Genomic DNA, 15,804 nt, shown 5'->3' with positions numbered 1-15,804 from the left:
GATGAGGGGCCGGGTCGGACGCGCCTGCAGGATCGACAGCGCGATCCTGCAACGCGGCGGGAAAGGAAAGCCCCGCGCTCAGCGGTAGCCGTAGCGGCTCTTGGCGGCGGCGAGCAGGTGCAGGGCTTCGCCCGACTTGCCGGCCGAGCACTCCGCGGCGGCGTGGGCGAGGTCGGCGCTGAAGCGGTCGCCCACCGGCTTGTTGAGGTTGCCGGTGGCCACGTCGCTGTCGACGATCGCCTTCGTGCGGGCGATCTCCGGGCCGCAACCGCTGCCCGTGGGCAGGGCCAGGGGCGCCGGCACGATCGGCGAGGGCTCGGTGACCGCGGGCGTGGCGCGCTGCTGGCAGGCGCCCAGCGCCGCGACGGCGAGGGCGACGAGGCTGAGGCGCATCGGGAGGCGGGACGCGGGCACGGCGATCATCCTGTTGGGGCGCGAGGGGCCGCGCCGCCGAGGTTCTGAGCCGAGCTTGGCAAGGGGTCAATCGCCCCGGCGACATGCCGAAGGGGCGCGAAGCGCGGGACGCGGTTCGCCGCGAACGCGCGATTCCGCTGTTGCCGGAGGGACTTGGTGCGCGCCGCCGGCATCCGGCGTCGGCGGCGCGCTCCGAATCGTGACGGGCTTACTTCGCCTTGTCGGCGAGCGCCTTCAGGCCGGAATCGTAGATGCCCTGGATCGCGTCGGTGGCGACCGTGTCCGGCGCGCCCTTGGCGTTGAAGGTCCCGGTCCAGGTCACCTTCGAGCCGGAGCCGGCGGGGGCGACCGAGAGGGTCGACTTGTAGTCCGAGACCGGCAGCGGGCTCTCCAGGATCGTGTAGGTGTAGCTCATCACCTTGTCGTCGCGGGAGACCTGCTCCTCCTTGATGGTGCCGCCACCCTTGAGGCTGAGGGTGCGGACCTTCATGCCGTCCTTGTCCGACAGGACGCACTTCTCGATGGCGGGGTGCCAGTCGCCGATGCCGCAGAACTCGCCGATGGTCTGCCAGACCTTGGCCGGCGGCGCGGCGATGTCGGCCGAGCGCGTCACCTCGAGGGCGTAGCCCGGCACGGTGGCCGCGGCGAGCGCCAGGGCGGCGAGGGGAAGGGACCGGCAGAAAGCGAAGGGCATCTCGGGGTGTCTCCGTCCGTCTCAGGTCGCGGCAGGGGCCGCGCAGGCTCTGATGGCCGCGCAGGAGCTAGGCCGGGAGGGCGCGCTCGGCAATGGGCGGGAGCGGCGGCGCATGACTTTCGCGGTCAGACGACGCGGTCGGTGATTGTCTGCGCGCAGGGGCCGTCGTGGCGCCGAGCGGCCGATACTCGCGGCCTGGGCCGCGATCCGGCCTACCAGCCGTCCGTCTCGTCGGCGTAGGCCGGGTAGCCGTAGACCGTCGCGGGCGCGTAGGCCGGCCGGGCCGCCGGGCGGTAATAGGCCGGGACCGACCGGCGCCCCATCTGATCGCTGTTTGCCAGCAGATCGTCCGGCTCGTAGGGGCTGCGGTTCCGGGCGAGCCGGGTGCCGCGCCGGCCACGGTCCGCCATCGGAACATCCGCCCCCTCGATCACCACCCGCGTCCGGCCCATGCCCTGGCTCTTCACGAGGTTGAACAGGGTCGCGGCGTTGCGCACCGACAGGCGCACGCAGCCGTGCGAGGCCGCGCGCCCGAGGCTCCGGACGTGGTTGGTGCCGTGGATGGCGTGGCCCTGGGTGGTGAAGAACATCGCGAAGGGCATGGGCGCGTCGTCCCACTCCTTCGAGAAGTGCGTGCGCTCCATCCGGAACGGGCGGTAGGCGCCGGACGGGGTGTCGTAGCTCGCGACGCCGGTCGAGACCGGCCAGGAATAGCGCGGCTGGCCGTCGACGGAGACCTCCATGCGCTGGGTGGTCTTGTCGACGTTGACGAGCACGTCCGCGCTGGCCGTCGCGGGGATCCCCGCGCACAGGAGCAGCCCGGACAGGACGGAGATCAGACCGATACGCATGAGCGACTCCGACTCGAGACGCGCCTCGAGAAACCGCGACGGTTTGCCGTCACGCTAAACCGTCGGCAACACCGAGGTTCCGGTCCGCGGCAACCCTGCGTAGTCACGCTTTGCTGAGCACCATCACAGCACCCTGGCGGCGCCCTCACGGCGCAGCCGCGGCCATGCCGGAGATCCGGCGGATCGCGGCCTCGGCCTCCTCGGCGATGCGCAGGACGAGGTCGCCGGCGCCCGGCAGGTCGGCGATGAGCCCGACGGCTTCGCCGACCGTGACGTTGGCGACGTCGTAGTCGCCCGCCGCGTCGGCATCCTCCACGTCCCGGCGCCGCTCGGCCGAGGCCGCGCGCAGCGCGTCCTCGCGGCCGTGCCACGTCTCGATGAAGGCGTTGCGCAGGAGTCGGCCGGTATAGGGCTCCGGCCAGGCCCGCTGGCGGGCGATGTCGTAGACCTGCGTGCGGATCGTGTCGTCGCCGGTCGCGGCGAGAACCCGCTGCTTCGCGGCCGGGTGGATCAGCGCCTCCCGGCTGGCCCAGAACCGGGTCCCCATCAGGACACCGTCGGCCCCCAGCGCCAGGGCGGCGGCGAGGCCGCGCCCGTCCGCGATGCCGCCCGCCGCGAGGAGCAGCGTCTCGGGGCGCTCGCGGGCGATCAGGTCGGCGACCGCCGGGACGAACGCCGCGGTGCCGCGGGCGGTGAGGCCGTGGCCGCCGGCCTCCGTCCCCTGCGCCACCACCGCGGCCGCGCCGACCTCCAGGGCACGCCTCGCATGCGCCAGGGTGTGCACTTGGCAGATCAGCGGCACGCCGGCGGCGCGGATCCGGTCCGCGAATGGCGCGGGATCCGCGAAGGAGAGCATCAGGGCCGCGGGCGACCGGGCGAGCGCCGCGTCGAGGAGCGATGGGTCCCGGGCCATCGACCACGTGATGAAGCCGCAGCCGACCCGCTGATTGCCCGCGCAGGCGTATTCCCGGTCGAGCGTCGCGTGGTCGCCGTAGCCGCCGCCGATCAGGCCGAGGCCGCCGGCGGCGCTCACCGCCGCCGCGAGGGCACCCCCCGAGGCCGGGTCCATGGGGGCTAGCACGATCGGGTGTCGCAGCCCGAAGGCGTCGGTGAGTCTGGTCCTCAAGGCCATGGATCCCCTCCCCCGGGTAGCGTCTCGGTTGCGCGCGTCGCCCGCCAGGGATTAGCGCTCGCGCGATGGCGGAAAAAATGATTCCTTCTGAAGGAAGGCATCGGAAAAGCAGATGACATGAACAGCACCGACCTGATGTTCTTCGCGGCGGTGGCCGAGACCGGCGGCATCGGGCGGGCGGCGGCGCGGCTCAACACCGTCCAGTCCAACGTCACAGGCCGGATCCGCGCCCTGGAGCAGGCCCTGCGCGTGCCGCTGTTCCACCGCGGCAGCCGCGGGGTGACGCTGACCCGGGCGGGGGAGCGGCTCCTGCCCTACGCGCTCCAGGTCGGGCAGCTGCTCGCGGAGGCGCGCCACGCCCTGCTGGCCGAGGGCGAGCCGCGCGGACCCCTGCGGATCGGCGCCATGGAGACGACCGCGGCCCTGCGCCTGCCCGGTCCGCTCGCGGATTTCGCCGCGGGTCACCCGGAGGTGGACATCGAGCTGGAGACCGGCCCGACCGAGCACCTGATCGCCCGGGTCCTCGACCGGAGTCTGGAGGGGGCCTTCGTGGCCGGCCCGGTCGCGCAGGCCGACCTCGTCGGGATCCCGGTCTTCACGGAGGAGCTGGTGCTGGTGGCGCACCCGGCCGTCGGCGACCTCGCGGCGCTGCTCGACCGGCTGGCCCGGGCGCGCGACGCGAAGGTGCTCGTGTTCCGGGCCGGCTGCTCGTACCGGAGGCGCCTGGAGGCGTTCCTGGCCCGCCAGGGCCTCGTGCATGTGCGACGCATGGAATTCGGGACCCTCGACGGCATCCTCGGCTGCGTGGCGGCCGGCCTGGGCGTGACCCTGGTTCCGCGGGCCGTGGCAGAGCCGGCGCACCGCGCGGGCCGGGTCTCGGTTCACCCGGTGCCCGACGGGGACGGGCACGTCCCGACGCTGCTGATCCACCGCGCCGACGATCGGCCGAGCGCGGCCTTCGCGCGGTTCGCCGAGCAGGTGCGGACGGCGCTCCCGGATGTGACCTAGGATCCCGGTTCCGGCACGCGCCATGCTCTCGGCAACCGCCGGTTGACAGCGGCCCGGGCCCGGGCGCTTCCTCCCGGCCGCAGACGGTTCGGAGTTCCCATGGCCCTCGACCCCACCCTCGCCGCCGAGATCGAAGCCTCCGTGGCGGAGGGTTTCGCCGATCAGGTCGCCCACACGCAGGCGCTGGTTCGGTTCGCGTCCCTGCGCGGGGAGGAGCATGCCTGCCAGGATTACGTGTTCGATAAGTTCCGCGCCCGCGGCTACGCCACCGAGCGCTTCGCCATGGACCGGGCGGCCATCGCGGACCATCCGGGCGGCTCGAAGATCGACGAGGCGCACCATTCGGACGCGCCGATCGTCGTCTGCCACCACCGGCCAAGCACCGAGACCGGCCGCTCGCTGATCCTGCAGGCCCATGTCGACGTGGTGCCGCCGGGGCCCGCCGACCTCTGGACCCACCGGCCCTTCGACCCGGTGATCCAGGGTGACTGGATGTACGGCCGCGGTGCCGGCGACATGAAGGCCGGCCACGCCGCTAACCTGTTCGCCCTCGACGCCCTGGCGCGCCTCGGCCTGCAGCCGGCGGCCTCCGTGACGGTGCAGTCGGTGGTCGAGGAGGAATCCACCGGCAACGGCGCCCTGATGACCCATCTGCGCGGCTACCGCGCCGACGCCGTGCTGATCCCCGAGCCCGAGGACGAGAAGCTCGTGCGCGCCAATACCGGCGTGCTCTGGTTCACCGTCGAGGTGCGGGGCGTGCCGGTCCATGTCCGCGAGATGGGCGCGGGCGCCAACGCCATCGACGCCACCTACCGGGTGATCGGCGCGCTGCGCGCCGTCGAGGCCCGCTGGAACGCCGAGAAGGCCGCGCACCCGCATTTCGAGACCGAGGACCACCCGATCAATCTCAACATCGGCAAGATCGAGGGCGGCGACTGGGCCTCCTCGGTCCCGGCCTGGTGCCGGATCCACTGCCGGGTGGCGCTCTACCCGGGCGTCACCGCCGCGCAGGCCGCTGCCGAGATCGAGGCCGCGGTGGCGGGCTTCTCCCGCACCGACCCGTTCCTGGCCAACAGCCCGCCGCGGGTGGTCTTCAACGGCTTCTTCGCCGAGGGTTACGTGCTGGAGGAAGGCTCGGAGGCCGAGGCCGTGCTCGGCCGCGCCCACGAGCGGGCGATCGGGTCGCCGCTTCAGAGCTTCATGACGGCGGGCTACCTCGATACCCGGGTGCACGCCCTCTACGACCGGGTGCCGGCCCTCTGCTACGGCCCGACCTCCCAGAACATCCACGGCTTCGACGAGCGCGTGAGCCTCGCCTCGGTGAAGCGGATCACGACCGCCATGGCGCTGTTCGTGGCCGAGTGGTGCGGGACGGAGCGGAAGGCGGGGTGAGCCGCCGTCCTTGCGAGCGCAGCGAAGCAATCCAGGGCAGCGCTGCGCTCACGGGCGTCGTGCATCCCTGGGTCGCTTCGCTGCGCTCGCGATGACGGTGGTGTCCTCCGTCAGGGGATCAGCCGGTCCGCGCGGAGCTGGGCGAACAGATCGTAGAACGCGTCGTCCGTCGGCTGGTAGGCGGTGAAGCCGAGGCGGCGGCTCTTGCTCATGTCGGTGACGACCTCGATCGGCCGGCCGAGATCGGCATCCGTGTGCCAGGGCGAGGCCAGCTTCTCGAGGTTCGGCTCGGCCAGACCGTAGCGCTGCGCGATCTCGGCCCAGGCCGGGCCGTCCTGCGCCATCCGGGGCTCCAGCGGCCGGTGCGTGCCGTCGAACGGCACCGCCTCGATCCCGAACCACGCGGCGATCCGGCCCCACATCCAGCTCCAGCGGAAGACGTCGCCGTTCACGACGTTGAACGCCTCGTTGGCGGCCCTCGGCTCCGTCGATGCCCAGAGCAGCTGGCGGGCGAGGAGCCGCGCGTCGGTCATGTCGGTCAGGCCGTTCCACTGCGCGGCCGAGCCCGGGAAGACGAACGGGCGTCCCAGCTCCCGGCACAGGGTGGCGTAGCAGGCGAGCGTCGTGCCCATGTTCATGGCGTTGCCCACCGCCTTGCCGATGATCGTGTGCGGGCGGTGGACGCTCCAGGTGAAGCCGTCGCGGGCGGCGGCCGCGAACACGGCGTCCTCCTGCGCGTAGTAGAAGTTCTCGATGTCGAGGCGGCCCTGGTCCTCGCGGAACGGCGTCTGCGGCAGGGTGCCTTTGCCGTAGGCCTCGAACGGGCCGAGATAGTGCTTCAGCCCGGTTACCAGGGCGACGTGGCGGACGCTCTTCTTAGGGCGGAGCGCGTCGAGCAGGTTCTCCACCATCGCCCGGTTGACGCGGATCATCTCCGCCTCGGTCGGGCGCCGCTGCCAGGTCGCCAGGAACACGTGGCTCGGGGCGAGGTTGGAGAGCGCCTCCTCCAGCGAGGCCGGATCCTGCAGGTCGCCGGTCACCGGCGCGACGCCGTCCTGCCGCACGGGGTGGCGGGCGAGGCCCGCGACGTGCCAGCCCTCCCGGTGGAGCAGCGCCGCGGTGGCGCTGCCGACGATCCCGCTCGCGCCGACGATCAGGGCGGTGTTCGACATGGAAACCCTCGTGCCCGGCCCAAATCCGGGTCCGGGGCAGATGGGCGCGGGTGGTGTCGCGACAACCCCGCCGCGCGGCGGGGACGCCTTTGCGGCGCGCAAGGGTTGTGTGATCGCGAGCCCCCGTCATCGCGAGCGTGGCGAAGCGACCCAGGGCGGCGGGACGTTTGCAACCGTGGCGCGACCCTGGATTGCTTCGCTCCGCTCGCAAAGACCGGAGGGTTCTCAGGCGACCCGGTCGATCGCCGCGCCCAGGATGTCGACGATCTCGCCGATCTGGCCGCGCTCGATGATCAGCGGCGGCGACAGGGCGATGATGTCGCCGGTCACCCGAGTGAGCAGGCCGCGCTCGAAGCAGTCCACGAACACCTCGTAGGCGCGCTTGCCCGGCGCGTCCGGCCGCGGCGCCAGCTCGACGCCGGCGACGAGCCCGATGGTGCGGATGTCGATGACGCCCTTGCGCCCGCGCAGATCGTGGATCGCCGCTGCCCAGTCGTCGGCGATGTCGGCGACGCGGGTGAGCAGCCCCTCCTCCCGGTAGATGTCCAGCGTCGCGATCCCGGCCGCGCAGGCGATCGGGTGCCCGGAATAGGTGTAGCCGTGGAACAGCTCGATCCCGTCCGGGCCGTGCATCAGGCCGTCGTGGACCGCGCGGCTCGCGAAGACCGCGCCCATCGGCACCGTGCCGTTGGTCAGGCCCTTGGCGCTGGTCACGAGGTCGGGGACGACGCCGAAGAAGTCGGTCGCGAACGGCGCGCCGAGACGGCCGAAGCCGGAAATGACCTCGTCGAAGATCAGCAGGATGCCGTGCTTGGTGCAGATCTCGCGCAGGCGCTCGAGGTAGCCCTTCGGCGGGATCAGCACGCCCGTGGAGCCCGCCACCGGCTCGACGATGCAGGCCGCGATGGTCTCGGCTCCGTGCAGCGCCACCAGCCGCTCCAGATCCTCGGCGAGCTCCGCCCCGTGCTCGGGCTGGCCCTTCACGAAGGCGTTGCGGGCCGGGTCGTGGGTGTGGCGCAGGTGGTCGGTGCCGTTGAGCTGCGGGAAGACCCGCCGGTTCGACACGATGCCGCCGACCGACAGGCCGCCGAAGCCGACGCCGTGATAGCCGCGCTCGCGGCCGACGAGCCGGGTCCGCGTGCCCTGCCCGATCGCCCGCTGGTAGGCGAGCGCGATCTTGAGGGCGGTGTCGACCGATTCCGAGCCGGAATTGGTGAAGAACACCCGGTCGAGGCGCTTGTCCGGACCGCCCGGGGCGATCTCGGCCAGCCGCTCGGCGAACTCGAAGGCGACGGGGTGACCCATCTGGAAGGTCGGGGCGAAGTCGAGGGTCGCGAGCTGACGCTCCACCGCGGCGGCGATGCCCCGCCGCCCGTGGCCGGCATTGACGCACCAGAGGCCCGCGGAGCCGTCGAGGACCTTGCGGCCGTCGTCGGCGGTGTAGTGCATGCCCTCGGCCGACACGAGCAGGCGCGGCGCCGCCTTGAACTGGCGGTTGGCCGTGAACGGCATCCAGAAGGCGTCCATCGCGGGCGTGTTGCGGAGCGGATGGTCGGTCATGGGCGGTTCTCCGGGACGGGCGACGCGGATCGGCGGCGGGACCAGGGGACACCTTCGCCGATCGGGCAACAAGTCCTTTTCTGGTCGCCGCCAACCCCTTGCAGGATCGGGGCCGCGGGTGGCACCGTTGCGGGATCCGCAACACCTGAAACGGGCCCTGGCCGGATGAGCATCGATGTCGGCGCGCGCCTGCGCTTCGTTCGGGCCCGCCACGGCCTGTCGCAGCGGACCCTCGCCAAGCGCGCCGGCGTGACCAACTCGGCGATCTCGCTGATCGAGGCCAACCGGGTGAACCCGTCGGTGGGCGCCCTGAAGCGGATCCTCGACGGGGTGCCGATCGGCATGGCCGAGTTCTTCGCCCTGGAGCCGGAGCTGGAGCGCAAGGCGTTCTTCGCCGCCGAGGACCTCACCGAGATCGGCCGCCGGGCCGCCAAGGGGGCGATCTCGTACCGTCAGGTCGGCGACAGCCTGTTCGGACGCAAGCTCCAGATCCTCAAGGAGCGCTACGAGCCGGGCGCCGATACCGGCCGGGTGCCGCTCTCCCACGAGGGCGAGGAGGGTGGCATCGTGCTCTCCGGGCGCCTGGAGGTGACGGTCGATGCCGAGCGCCGGATCCTCGGCCCCGGCGACGCCTACAGCTTCGACAGCCGCCGCCCGCACCGGTTCCGCTGCGTCGGGCCCAACCCCTGCGAGGTGGTGAGCGCCTGCACGCCGCCGAGCTTCTGAGACGGAGCCCGGCTGCGGCGGATGAAACGCTCGCCCTGTCGCGTGCAGGCGTTGCGGTCGGCCGGCAGACTGGCGCATGCAGGGCGGCGTTTGAATTCATAATGCCGCGCGAGGATCGATGGCCGTCACGACCGCAAGCCCGGCCGCCGGGCCCGGACAGAACCAGTCGGCGCGCGCGGCGCTCGCGGCCTTCGTGGGCACCACGATCGAGTGGTACGATTTCTTCATCTACGGCACGGCGGCGGCCCTGGTGTTCGGGCCGCTCTTCTTCACGGCGGAATCGCCCTACATCGCGACGCTCTCGGCCTTCGGCACCTTCGCGGTCGGCTTCCTCGCACGACCACTCGGCGGCCTGATTTTCGGCCATCTCGGCGACCGGTTCGGGCGCAAGCGCGCCCTGGTGGCGACGCTCGTGATGATGGGCATCGCCACCTCGTGTATCGGCCTGCTGCCGACCTACGCGTCGGTCGGCCTCTGGGCGCCGGTGATGCTGGTCGTCCTGCGGCTGATCCAGGGTCTCGCGGTCGGCGGCGAGTGGGGTGGGGCGGTGCTGATGGCCGCCGAGCACGCGCCGGCCGGGCGCAACACCTTCTTCGCCTCCTTCGCGCAGCTCGGCAGCCCGGCCGGGCAGATCCTGTCGCTGCTGGCCTTCCGGCTCGCGGGCCTCCTCGACAAGGAGAGCTTCCTGAGCTGGGGCTGGCGTGTGCCGTTCCTCGTCAGCATCCTGCTGCTCGGCGTCGGGCTCGCGATCCGCCTCGGCGTCGCGGAATCCCCGGCCTTCGAGAAGGCCCGGGCCGCCGGCGGGCCGCCGCCGGCGCCGGTGCGCGAGGTGCTGACGACCTGCCTGAAGCCGGTGCTGCTGGCGGCGGGGGCCAACACCTTCGCGATCGCCTCGGTCTACCTGTTCAACACCTTCATGATCGCGTTCACCACGCAGTATCTCGGCATCGCGCGGGCGACGATCCTCGACGCCCTGCTGATCGCCGCCGTGGTCCAGCTGGTGATGACCCCGGTGGGCGCCCGGATCGCCGAGCTGATCCGCAACGAGCGTCTGTTCCTCCAGGGGACGCTGGTCTGGGCGATGCTGGCCCCCTACCCGCTGTTCTGGCTGGTCGAGACCAAGTCTGTGCCGCTGATCGTGCTGGGTCTCGCCCTCAACGTGGTCGGCAGCGCGACCTTCTACGCGGTGATCGCCGGCTACCTCGCGGGCGCGTTCCCGACGCGGGTGCGCTACACGGCGATCTCCATCGCCTACCAGTTCTGCGGCGCGCTCGCCGGCGGCCTCACCCCGATCGTCGGCACCGTGCTGGCTGAGCGCTTCCAGGGCCACTGGTGGCCGATCGCGGTGTTCGGCACGGCGCTGGCCGGCGTGTCGTTCCTGTGCGTCACGGCGATCGGCGGCTACCGGGCGCGGCAGCGGGGTTTCCTCGACGGGTGAGCGCGACCGGTCAAAGGCGCCGGATCCGGGTAACGCGGGATTCAGACCGGTGGTCCAGGATCGGCGGCATGGATTCGATCGCCGCAGCCGCCGTCCAGATGCTGGGTTCGTCCCAGAACCAGCAGATCGGCATCGCCGTCGCCAAGCAGCAGCTCTCCGCCGACAAGGCGGTCGCCGGGCTGGTGGCGGACAGCGCCGCCCAGGCGGCGAGCGCCGGCCCGCCGGCCCCTCCCGGACAGGGCCAGAGCGTCGACCTGCGGGTGTGACGGCGGCGCCCCGCGCGCCCGCCGCCCGTCGGTCCGCCCTTACCCGAAGCCGTAGAGCCGCCGCGGGTTGTCGACGAACACCATCCGGCGCCGGTCCGCGTCCGGCACCCAGTCGGCCATCAGGTCGAGGAGCTCCCGCGTCCGCGGCGGCCCGTCCCAGGCGGCCACGTGCGGCCAGTCCGAGCCCCAGAGGCAGCGTTCCGGCGCGGCGTCGTTGAGCGCCCGGGCGAAGGGGATCGTGTCGGCGTAGGGGGGCCCGGTGACGGAGTCCCGGAAGGCGCCCGAGAGCTTCACCCAGTTGCCGTCGGCGACGAGGCCGAGCAGTGCCCGGAACCCCGGATGGTCCACGCCCGCCGAGGTCGGCATGTGGCCCATATGGTCGAAGACCAGCGGCACGGGCAGCCGCGCCAGGCGGCCGGCGATCGCCGGCAGCTCGCGGGCATCGAGCAGGAACTGGAGGTGCCAGCCCATCTCGCGGGCGAGCGCCCCGTAGGACTCGACCGCGTCGAGCCCGACCCCGCCGCCGAACAGGACGTTGAGGCGCAGGCCGACCACGCCGGCCTCCTTCAGCGCGGCGAGCTCGGCGTCGGGCAGGCCGAGCGGAATCACCGCGACGCCGCGCAGGCGCCGCCGGTGGGCGCGCAGCGTCTCGACCATCAGCCGGTTGTCGGTGCCGTGCACGCTGACTTGGATCAGCACACCGTTGGCCATGCCGGTCCCGTCGAGCATCGCCAGATACCGCTCGGCCGGCGCCGCCGGGGGCGTGTAGCTGCGGTCCGCCACCAGGGGATAGTCCGGCGGCAGGCCGATGACGTGGGCGTGCGTGTCGACCGCACCCTCCGGCACGGCGTAGCGGGTCGGGCCTTCCGGATGCGGGTCCGGGGCGGGGCAGTCTCGGATCTCGGGCATGATCAGGAATCCGCGTGCAGGACCTTGCCGCGCGTCTCGGGCAGCGCGAAGGCCGCCAGGAAGAAGATCCCGTAGGCGACGGCCGCGAAGATCGCGATGGCCGAGGCGAGACCGGCGCGCTCCGCGAGGTAGCCGACCAGCGCCGGGAACAGGGCGCCGATGCCGCGGCCGAAATTGTAGCAGAACCCCTGCCCCGAGCCGCGCAGGCGGGTCGGGTACAGTTCGGTCAGGAAGGCGCCCATGCCGGAGAAGTAGCCGGAGGCGAAGAAGCCCAGCGGGAAGCCCAGCACCCAGAGCACGCCGTTCGAGAGCGGGATCTGCGTGTAGGCCACGATCACCGCGATGGCGCCAAGCGAGAAGATCAGGAACAGCGGCCGCCGGCCGAGCCGGTCGGCGAGCCACGCGCCCACGAGGTAGCCGGTGAACGAGCCGATGATCAGGGCCGCGAGGTAGCCGGTGGAGGACACGATCGACAGGTGGCGCTCTGTGGTCAGGAAGCGCGGCACCCAGGTGGTGATCGCGTAGTAGCCGCCCTGGCAGCCCGCCGCCGCCAGCGAGGCGAGCAGCGTCGTTTTGAGGATCGGGCCGGAGAAGATCTCCCAGATCTGCGGCCGGTCGCCCGTGGCGGCGGCCCGGGCGCGGGATTCGGCGGCGACCTCCGGCTCCTTCACGTAGCGGCGCAGGTAGAACACCAGCAGCGCCGGCAGCGCGCCCACCGCGAACATCCAGCGCCACGCGGTCTCGGGCGGCAGAAGCGAGAACAGCACCGCCTGCGACAGGACCGCGAGGCCCCAGCCGATCGCCCAGCCGGACTGGACCGAGCCCACCGCCCGGCCGCGATACTCGGCCCGGATCGTCTCGCCGATCAGCACGGCGCCGGCCGCCCACTCGCCGCCGAAGCCGAGGCCGAGCAGCGCCCGCGCGATGAGCAGCTGCTCGAAGTTCTGCACGAAGGCGCAGAGGAGGGAGAACAGCGAGAACCAGAGGATCGTGATCTGCAGCGTCAGCACCCGGCCGATGCGGTCGGCGACGAAGCCCGCGAGCCAGCCGCCGAGCGCCGAGGCCAGCAGCGTCACCGTGGCGGCGAGCCCGGCCGTGCCGGCATCGACGTGCCACAGCGCCATGATCGTGCCGATCACCAGCGGGTAGATCATGAAGTCCATGCCGTCGAGGCACCAGCCGGCGGCGCACGCCCAGAAGGTGTGCCGCTCCGGCGGCGTCATCGATCGGTAGAAGGCGGTGAGGCTGGCGTCGCGGATCTCGACCGCGTCCACGCCCGTGGGCCCCTGCCCGGTTGCTGAACTCATCACCGCCTCCCGCCGCCCGATACCAGTATCAGCGTCCCGGGCAGAGCTGTCCAACGATGCGGCGGATCACGCAAGCAACCGGAAAGGAAAAGGCCGCCCGGAGGCGGCCTGTCCCGTTCTTTTCACGCTCGATCGACGCTCAGTAGCAGCGCTCGACCAGAACCCGCCGGTAGCCGTAGGGAGTCCAGCGCACCCGCGGGACCGTGTAACAGCCGCCGCCGTAGCCGTAATCGCCGCCGTACCCGTAGCCGACGGGGGCGTAGCCGCCGCCGTAACCGTAGCCGTAACCCGGGTAGCCGTAGCCGCCGTAGAGGCCCCCGGCCGCGAGGCCGAGCCCGACACCGAGGCCCAGGCCGCCGAGCCCGTAGCCGTACCCGCCGCGGTAGCCGTAACCGCCGCGCCAGCCGTAGCCCCGGCCGTAGAAGCCGCGGCCGTAGCCGAAGCCGCCCGGACGGAAGCCGACGCCCCGGAAGCCGCCGCCGAAGCCGCCGTTGCGGAACCCGCCGAAGCCGCCGCCGCGGAAGCCGCCGCCGAACCCGCCACCGTGGAAGCCGCCGCCGAAACCGCCGCCATGGAAGCCGCCGCCGCCGAAGCCGCGCGCGTCCGCGCTGGCCGGCGCCAAGGCCAGAGCACCTGCCGCCAGCAGGGCCGAGCCGAGCACTGCACCCTTCATCACGTCATCTCCGTGGAAACACGCCCTCTGCGGCTAAGAACGCTCGAACCGGTAAAACGGTCCAGCCCCGGCCGCGGCGCGCGGTCGCGAGACGCACCCGGCCGCGTCCGGACCCATGCGGGCGCGGCTCGGACACGAAATTCGCCGCTTTCCAGGGCGAAGGGCGGGCCGAACGAGCTTCGCCGTCCCCGACTCGCCGTCCCCGAGCTGCCTGGAACGAATGATGATGCTGCGCCCGGCTCACGCCCTCTTGATCACGCTGCTCGCCCTCGCGGCCCCGGCCCGGGCGGCCGCCCCGGCCGCGACGGAGCCCTGCCGGGCGGTCGAGGCGCAGGGTGAGACCTTCACGGTCTGCACCATCGACCTCCGGAAGCAGCGGCTGCGGCTGTTCTGGCTCCAGGACGACGGCAAGCCCTACGGCGCCCTCGGCACCCTCGCCGAGAAGCAGGGCGGCCGCCTCGCCTTCGCGATGAACGCCGGCATGTACGACAAGGACCAGGCGCCGGTCGGCCTCTACGTCGAGAACGGGCACGAGCTGAAGCGCGTCTCCACGGCGGACGGGCCGGGCAATTTCCACCTGAAGCCCAACGGGATCTTCTGGCTGAAGGGTGAGCGCGCCGGGGTGGTCGACACGTCCCGCTACCTGCGGGCGAAGATCCGGCCGGATTTCGCCACGCAGTCCGGGCCGATGCTGGTGATCGACGGCCAGATCCACCCGAAGATCGCCGCCGACGGGCCGAGCCAGAAGATCCGCAACGGCGTCGGCGTGCCCGGCGACGGGCACGTGGCGATCTTCGCGATCTCCGAGCGCCCGGTGACCTTCGGGGCCTTCGCGCGGCTGTTCCGCGACGATCTCGGCTGCCGCAACGCCCTGTTCCTCGACGGCTCGGTCTCCAGCCTCTACGCGCCGAACCTCGGCCGCACCGACATCAGCCGCCCTCTCGGGCCGCTGGTCGGCGCGCTGCCGCGGTGAGGGCCGCCCTCAGCGCTGGCCGAAGGCCGTGTCCTTGAACAGGTCCTTGTACTCCCGCGGCTGCGAGCGCCAGTACTGCTTGGGCGCGCGCACCCGGGCGCCGAGCTCGGCGGCGGCGTGCCAGGGCCAGCGCGGATCGTACAGCATGGCGCGGGCGAGCGAGATCGCGTCCGCCCGGCCCTCCTGCAGGATCGTCTCCGCCTGCCGGGCCTCGGTGATCAGCCCGACCGCGATGGTGGTGAGGCCCGTCTCGGCCTTGATCCGCTCGGCGTAGGGCACCTGATAGCCCGGCCCGAGCCTGATCGCCTGCTTGGGCGAGACGCCGCCCGTGGAGACGTGGAGCGCCGGCGATCCCGCCCGCTTGAGCGCCTGGGCCAGCTCCACCGTCTCGTCGAGATCCCAGCCGTCCTCGACCCAGTCGGTGGCCGAGACCCGCAGCCAGACCGGGCTGCCGGCGGGCACGACATCCCGCACCGCGTCGTAGACCTCGAGGGGGAAGCGCATGCGGTTGGCGAGGCTGCCGCCGTATTCATCTGTCCGCTTGTTGGCGATCGGCGACAGGAACTGGTGCAGCAGGTAGCCGTGGGCGCCGTGCAGCTCGACGGCCTCGATACCGAGGCGCACGGCCCGCTTGGCGGTGGCCACGAACTGGTCGCGGACGCGCTTCAGGTCGGCGGCGTCGAGGGCGTTGGGCGGGACCTCGCCCTCCCCGTGCGCGACCGCCGAGGGCGCCTCGGTGCGCCAGCCGTAGGCGTGCTCCGGCGGGATCTGCTGGCCGCCGGCCCAGGGGGCCTCGCTGGAGGCCTTGCGCCCGGCATGGGCGATCTGGATGCAGACCGGGATCGGCGCGTACTCGCGCACGGCGTCGAGCACCCGGCCCAGCGCCCGCTCGCAGCCGTCGTTGTAGAGGCCGAGATCCCAGGCGGTGATCCGCGCCTCCGGGGAGACCGCGGTGGCCTCCAGGGTCAGCAGGCCGGCCCCCGACATGGCGAGCTGGCCGAGATGCATCATGTGCCAGTCGGTCGCCTCGCCGTCCCGCGCCGAGTACTGGCACATCGGCGCGACGAGGATGCGGTTCTCGAGCGTGAGCGCGTCGAGTGTCAGCGGTTCGAACAGGCGAGCGGTCATCGGCAACTCCTGGTGGAGGGTTCACTCTGGCTCAGGACGGGCGCGGCGGCCAGTGCGGTGCGGCAGAGCACCTCTGCGGGCGGGCGGTGCGGGAACTTGCGGATGTGGCCGCCCGTTTCCTGGCCTGTCGCCGCATCGCGGCAATCGACGCGAACCGCCTG

Annotated in this window: 16 protein-coding genes; 6 read left to right on the top strand and 10 right to left on the bottom strand. The window is 72.4% G+C overall.

Annotated elements, in window-relative coordinates:
* Positions 1-78: 78 nt before the first annotated feature.
* The 4 genes from ACQKQD_RS10050 to ACQKQD_RS10035 all read right to left on the bottom strand — a co-directional run bounded on the left by ACQKQD_RS10050 (position 79) and on the right by ACQKQD_RS10035 (position 3,091).
* The gene (locus ACQKQD_RS10050; protein ID WP_020092423.1) at positions 79-423 is read right to left on the bottom strand and encodes a hypothetical protein; all 345 of its coding nucleotides are present in this window, start codon (positions 421-423) and stop codon (positions 79-81) included.
* A 199-nt stretch (positions 424-622) separates the two neighbouring features.
* Entirely contained in the window at positions 623-1,108 is a 486-nt protein-coding gene (locus tag ACQKQD_RS10045; RefSeq protein WP_012318087.1) for an SRPBCC family protein, read from the bottom strand.
* A 212-nt stretch (positions 1,109-1,320) separates the two neighbouring features.
* On the bottom strand, positions 1,321-1,959 hold the full coding sequence (locus tag ACQKQD_RS10040; protein ID WP_427508239.1) for a L,D-transpeptidase: 639 nt from the start codon (positions 1,957-1,959) through the stop codon (positions 1,321-1,323).
* A 145-nt stretch (positions 1,960-2,104) separates the two neighbouring features.
* Positions 2,105-3,091, bottom strand: coding sequence for an NAD(P)H-dependent flavin oxidoreductase (locus ACQKQD_RS10035; protein WP_427508238.1), 987 nt, complete (start codon positions 3,089-3,091; stop codon positions 2,105-2,107).
* Positions 3,092-3,208: 117 nt separating this feature from the next.
* Between ACQKQD_RS10035 and ACQKQD_RS10030 the strand changes: the two genes are divergently transcribed.
* Both ACQKQD_RS10030 and ACQKQD_RS10025 read left to right on the top strand, forming a co-directional pair.
* Positions 3,209-4,099: a LysR family transcriptional regulator gene (locus ACQKQD_RS10030; protein WP_427508237.1), complete on the top strand. Its 891-nt coding sequence runs from the start codon at positions 3,209-3,211 to the stop codon at positions 4,097-4,099.
* Between the two features lie 99 nt (positions 4,100-4,198).
* Positions 4,199-5,491 (top strand): ArgE/DapE family deacylase, encoded by a 1,293-nt coding sequence (locus tag ACQKQD_RS10025; RefSeq protein WP_427508236.1) that lies wholly within the window; start codon positions 4,199-4,201, stop codon positions 5,489-5,491.
* Between the two features lie 110 nt (positions 5,492-5,601).
* Here ACQKQD_RS10025 and ACQKQD_RS10020 read toward each other — a convergent pair whose 3' ends face one another.
* Together ACQKQD_RS10020 and ACQKQD_RS10015 are read right to left on the bottom strand one after the other, a co-directional pair.
* Positions 5,602-6,663, bottom strand: coding sequence for an SDR family oxidoreductase (locus tag ACQKQD_RS10020; RefSeq protein ID WP_427508235.1), 1,062 nt, complete (start codon positions 6,661-6,663; stop codon positions 5,602-5,604).
* A gap of 225 nt (positions 6,664-6,888) precedes the next feature.
* Complete coding sequence (locus tag ACQKQD_RS10015) at positions 6,889-8,223, bottom strand: aspartate aminotransferase family protein (protein ID WP_427508234.1); 1,335 nt, start codon at positions 8,221-8,223, stop codon at positions 6,889-6,891.
* 165 nt (positions 8,224-8,388) lie between these two features.
* Here ACQKQD_RS10015 and ACQKQD_RS10010 point away from each other — a divergent pair, with 165 nt between their 5' ends.
* The 3 genes from ACQKQD_RS10010 (at position 8,389) to ACQKQD_RS10000 (ending at position 10,653) form a co-directional block, all read left to right on the top strand.
* Positions 8,389-8,949: a cupin domain-containing protein gene (locus ACQKQD_RS10010; RefSeq protein ID WP_427508233.1), complete on the top strand. Its 561-nt coding sequence runs from the start codon at positions 8,389-8,391 to the stop codon at positions 8,947-8,949.
* 118 nt (positions 8,950-9,067) lie between these two features.
* On the top strand, positions 9,068-10,387 hold the full coding sequence (locus ACQKQD_RS10005; RefSeq protein ID WP_427508232.1) for an MFS transporter: 1,320 nt from the start codon (positions 9,068-9,070) through the stop codon (positions 10,385-10,387).
* A gap of 68 nt (positions 10,388-10,455) precedes the next feature.
* On the top strand, positions 10,456-10,653 hold the full coding sequence (locus ACQKQD_RS10000; RefSeq protein WP_091682246.1) for a hypothetical protein: 198 nt from the start codon (positions 10,456-10,458) through the stop codon (positions 10,651-10,653).
* 39 nt (positions 10,654-10,692) lie between these two features.
* On the opposite strand, the gene ACQKQD_RS09995 is transcribed toward ACQKQD_RS10000, so the two are convergent.
* The 3 genes from ACQKQD_RS09995 to ACQKQD_RS09985 all read right to left on the bottom strand — a co-directional run bounded on the left by ACQKQD_RS09995 (position 10,693) and on the right by ACQKQD_RS09985 (position 13,542).
* A complete protein-coding gene (locus tag ACQKQD_RS09995) occupies positions 10,693-11,562 on the bottom strand; it encodes an amidohydrolase family protein (protein WP_427508231.1) in 870 nt (289 codons plus the stop codon).
* A gap of 2 nt (positions 11,563-11,564) precedes the next feature.
* The gene (locus ACQKQD_RS09990) at positions 11,565-12,869 is read right to left on the bottom strand and encodes an MFS transporter (protein WP_026604804.1); all 1,305 of its coding nucleotides are present in this window, start codon (positions 12,867-12,869) and stop codon (positions 11,565-11,567) included.
* 139 nt (positions 12,870-13,008) lie between these two features.
* Positions 13,009-13,542 (bottom strand): hypothetical protein, encoded by a 534-nt coding sequence (locus tag ACQKQD_RS09985; RefSeq protein WP_091927252.1) that lies wholly within the window; start codon positions 13,540-13,542, stop codon positions 13,009-13,011.
* A 223-nt stretch (positions 13,543-13,765) separates the two neighbouring features.
* Here ACQKQD_RS09985 and ACQKQD_RS09980 point away from each other — a divergent pair, with 223 nt between their 5' ends.
* Complete coding sequence (locus tag ACQKQD_RS09980; RefSeq protein WP_091927307.1) at positions 13,766-14,515, top strand: phosphodiester glycosidase family protein; 750 nt, start codon at positions 13,766-13,768, stop codon at positions 14,513-14,515.
* Between the two features lie 9 nt (positions 14,516-14,524).
* Here ACQKQD_RS09980 and ACQKQD_RS09975 read toward each other — a convergent pair whose 3' ends face one another.
* Complete coding sequence (locus ACQKQD_RS09975; protein ID WP_427508230.1) at positions 14,525-15,643, bottom strand: NADH:flavin oxidoreductase/NADH oxidase; 1,119 nt, start codon at positions 15,641-15,643, stop codon at positions 14,525-14,527.
* Positions 15,644-15,804: the final 161 nt, after the last annotated feature.

Origin of the sequence: Methylobacterium sp. NPDC080182, from assembly GCF_050281105.1 — a bacterium.
Taxonomy (GTDB): Bacteria; Pseudomonadota; Alphaproteobacteria; order Rhizobiales; family Beijerinckiaceae; genus Methylobacterium.
The sequence above is the reverse complement of the archived record's forward strand: the minus strand, read 5'-3'. Positions and strand labels throughout refer to the sequence as shown.